At 74.7% G+C, this 3,262-nt stretch carries 2 protein-coding genes; both read right to left on the bottom strand.

Features of this window, described 5'->3' with window-relative positions; all coding sequences use genetic code 11:
- Positions 1-74: 74 nt before the first annotated feature.
- Positions 75-260: a DUF6191 domain-containing protein gene (locus ABZ281_RS43460; protein ID WP_356663683.1), complete on the bottom strand. Its 186-nt coding sequence runs from the start codon at positions 258-260 to the stop codon at positions 75-77.
- 60 nt (positions 261-320) lie between these two features.
- The coding region (locus tag ABZ281_RS43455; protein ID WP_356663681.1) for an AAA family ATPase at positions 321-3,262 on the bottom strand (2,942 nt) is incomplete at its 5' end.

The raw sequence follows: 3,262 nt of genomic DNA, 5'->3' as shown, positions 1-3,262 counted from the left end.
GCGGGAACCCGATCAGCATCACCGTCAGCGCGGTCCGCACGGCCCCGTGCTCGGCGGCCAGCGGGGCCGCGGCACTAGCCACCGGGGGGCTCCGGTTCCTCCTCGGGTGCACGTACGACGACCTTTCCGGACGCGAGATCTATCGGCCCGCGTCCGGGATCGCCGTCCCCCACGTCCTCACGGGTGAGTTCCAGGCGGTTCTGCTCGTCGCGGGTGTGCTTGCGCCCGGGCGAGAACAGTTCCTCGAACACGTTGAACAACTGGTGCCTCCCTGGGCCGCGGGATTCACCGCATCCGCGACGTCCTTCACAGCGTATGCCTCAGCCCGCCGGACCGGGCATGAGCACTTCGGCCGGGAACAGCCCGAGCCGGTGCGCCACCGCCGCCGCCTCGCCCCGCCCGGAGACGCCGAGCTTCCCCAGGATGTTGGAGACGTGCACGCTCGCGGTCTTCGGGGAGATGAACAGCTCCTGCGCGATGCGGCGGTTGGTGTGGCCGGCGGCGACCAGGCGCAGTACGTCCCGTTCCCGGCTGGTGAGACCGAGGGCCTCGGCGGGGTCGGCCGGCGCGGGGCCGGGTTCCGTGGCGGGCGTGAGCGGGAGACGGGCGCGCCGGCCGAGCGCGATGGCGGCGTCGGCGAGCGGCCGGGCGCCGAGGTGTCGGGCGACGGTGTGGGCCAGGCGGAGCAGTTCCGTGGCGCGCTCGCGCTGGTCCTCGCCGGCGCCCGTCAGCAGGGACTCGGCCAGGCGGTACCGGACACGGGCGAGGTCATAGGGACGGCTCAGGGGTTCGAAGGCGGTGACCACCTCCGACCAGGTGTCCGGGGTGCTCCGGCCCTCGGCGCGGTGGAGTTCGGCGCGGACCCACCGCTCATGGGCGAGCCATACGGGGGCGTGGGTGGTGAGGCGCTTGACGGCGGAGAAGATGCCGTCCAGGACCTGCTCGCGGCCGTCGCGGGCGGCGGGCAGCGCCCGGGCGTCGGCTTCGGCGGTGGCCGCCTGGAGCAGCAGCGGCCAGGCGTAGCGCTGGGTGCCGAGCGGGAAGCCGGACTCCAGGGTGCGGGCCAGTTCGGCGCGGGCGTCGGCCAGACGGCCCTCGGCGGCGGCGAGCGCGATGGTGAGCCAGGAGATCGGCAGGTCGTGCTGCGGCATGGGGTCGTGCGGGCCGTAGGCGGCGCGGCCCTGGGCGAGATACCGGGCCGCCTCGGGCACCTGCCCGCGCACGAGCGCCAGGTAGGCCAGGCAGTTGGCGCCGGACCCGTGCGGACCTGCCGTCTGGCCGCGTCGCTGGGCGCTGCCGGCGGCGTCGGCGGCCTCGTCCCAGCGGCCGAGGGAAAGGAGCGACTCGGCGAGGTTGCTCCAGATCCAGGCCTCGGCGTCCCGCAGACCCATCCTCCCCGTGAGCCGCAGGCCCTCGCGCAGGATGCCGACGGATTCCTCGGAGCGGCCGACACCTTCGAGGACGGAGGGCAGGTTCACATGGCTGCGGCCCACGATCGCCGCGAGGCCACGGGCGACCACCTCGTCCCTGACGTCGTACATGTGGGCGAGCCCGGCGTCGACCTGCCCGGCGTCGACCATGAGCCCGCCGAGGGTGAGACGGGCGTTGGACTCGATGTCGTCGGCGCCGACCATGCGCGCGTACTCGACGGCCCGCTCGGCGGCCGTCAGAGCGTCCGGGCCCGGTTCGTGCAGCATCGACCAGTGGGCGGCCGTGGCCAGCACCTCCGCGTGCACCTCGGACGGCGGCAGACCACGGACCAGTTCCTGGGCGGTGGCGATCTCCTTCCAGCCGTCGCCCCGGGCCAGTCCCTGCACCAGCCGGGAGCGCTGGATCCAGAACCAGGCGGCGCGCAGGGGGTCGTCCTCGTCCTCCAGCAGGCGCAGCGCCCGCTTGGTGATCTTCAGGGCGCGCTCGCGCTCGCCGCAGAGCCGGCCGGCGACGGCCGCCTCGGCCAGCAGGTCCAGGTAGCGCAGCGCGGTGGCGGCCGGGTCGCAGCCGCAGGGCGGGTAGACCTCGGCGTCGTCCACGGGGCGCAGGGTGCGGCGGACGGCGTCGGGGGCGGTGTCCCACAGTTCCATCGCCCGTTCCAGGAGCCGGAGTTGCTCGGAGTAGGCGTGGCGGCGGCGGGCCTCGACGGAGGCTTCGAGGACGGCGGGCAGGGCCTTGGCGGCGTCGTGGGCGTGGTACCAGTAGCTGGCCAGGCGGGTCGCCCGCTGGTCGGCGGGGACGAGGGCCGGGTCGGTCTCCAGGGCTTCGGCGTAGCGGCGGTTGAGGCGGGAGCGTTCGCCGGGGAGCAGGTCGTCGCCCACGGCCTCGCGGACCAGGGAGTGGCGGAAGCGGTAGCCGTCGCCGCCGGGTGCGGGGGCGAGGATGCTCGCGTTCACGGCGGCCCGCAGTGCCTCGATGAGATCGTCCTCGGCGAGCCGGGCGACGGCGGCCAGCAGCCGGTACTCGACGGTGGAGCCGCCCTCGGCGACAATTCGGGCGATCTGCTGGGCGGCCTCCGGCAGCCCCTCCACGCGGACGAGCAGCAGGTCGCGCAGGGAGTCGGTCAGGCCGGTCCGGCAGCCCTCGTGGGCGGCGACGGCGAGTTCCTCGACGAAGAAGGCGTTGCCGTCAGAGCGTTCGAAGATCGCGTCGATCCGGTCCGGCTCGGGTTCGTCGGCGAGGATCCCGGCGACCTGGCGGCCCACCTCGTCGCGGTTGAAGCGGGCGAGTTCGAGGCGGCGGATCGTGCGGAGCCGGTCGAGTTCGGCGAGCAGGGGCCGGAGCGGGTGACGGCGGTGGATGTCGTCGGAGCGGTAGGTGGCGAGGACGACGAGGCGGCCGGTGCGCAGGGTGCGGAAGAGGTAGGAGAGGAGATGGCGGGTGGAGGCGTCGGCCCAGTGCAGGTCCTCCAGGGCGAGGACGACGGTGTGCTCGGCGGCGACGCGCTCCAGCAGGCGTGCGGTGAGCTCGAAGAGGCGGGCCATGCCGTCCTCCTCGTGCCGCCCGGCTTTCGACTCGCCCAGCTCGGGCAGCAGCCGGGCCAGTTCCTCCTCCTGGCCGGCGGCCGCGGCGGCCAGCTCGCCGGGAAGTTCGCGGCGCAGGGCACGCAGGGCGGTGGAGAAGGGGGCGAAGGGCAGCCCGTCGGCGCCGATCTCCACGCAGCCGCCGAGTGCGACCACCGCCCCGCGGTGGCGGGCGGCGGCGGCGAACTCCTCGACGAGGCGGGTCTTGCCGACTCCGGCCTCCCCGCCGATGAGCAGCGCCTGCGGCT

Origin of the sequence: Streptomyces sp. NPDC006265 (assembly GCF_040613555.1) — a bacterium.
Classification (GTDB): domain Bacteria; phylum Actinomycetota; class Actinomycetes; order Streptomycetales; family Streptomycetaceae; genus Streptomyces.
Note: the sequence above shows the minus strand (reverse complement) of the source record. Positions and strands in the feature narration are given on the sequence as shown.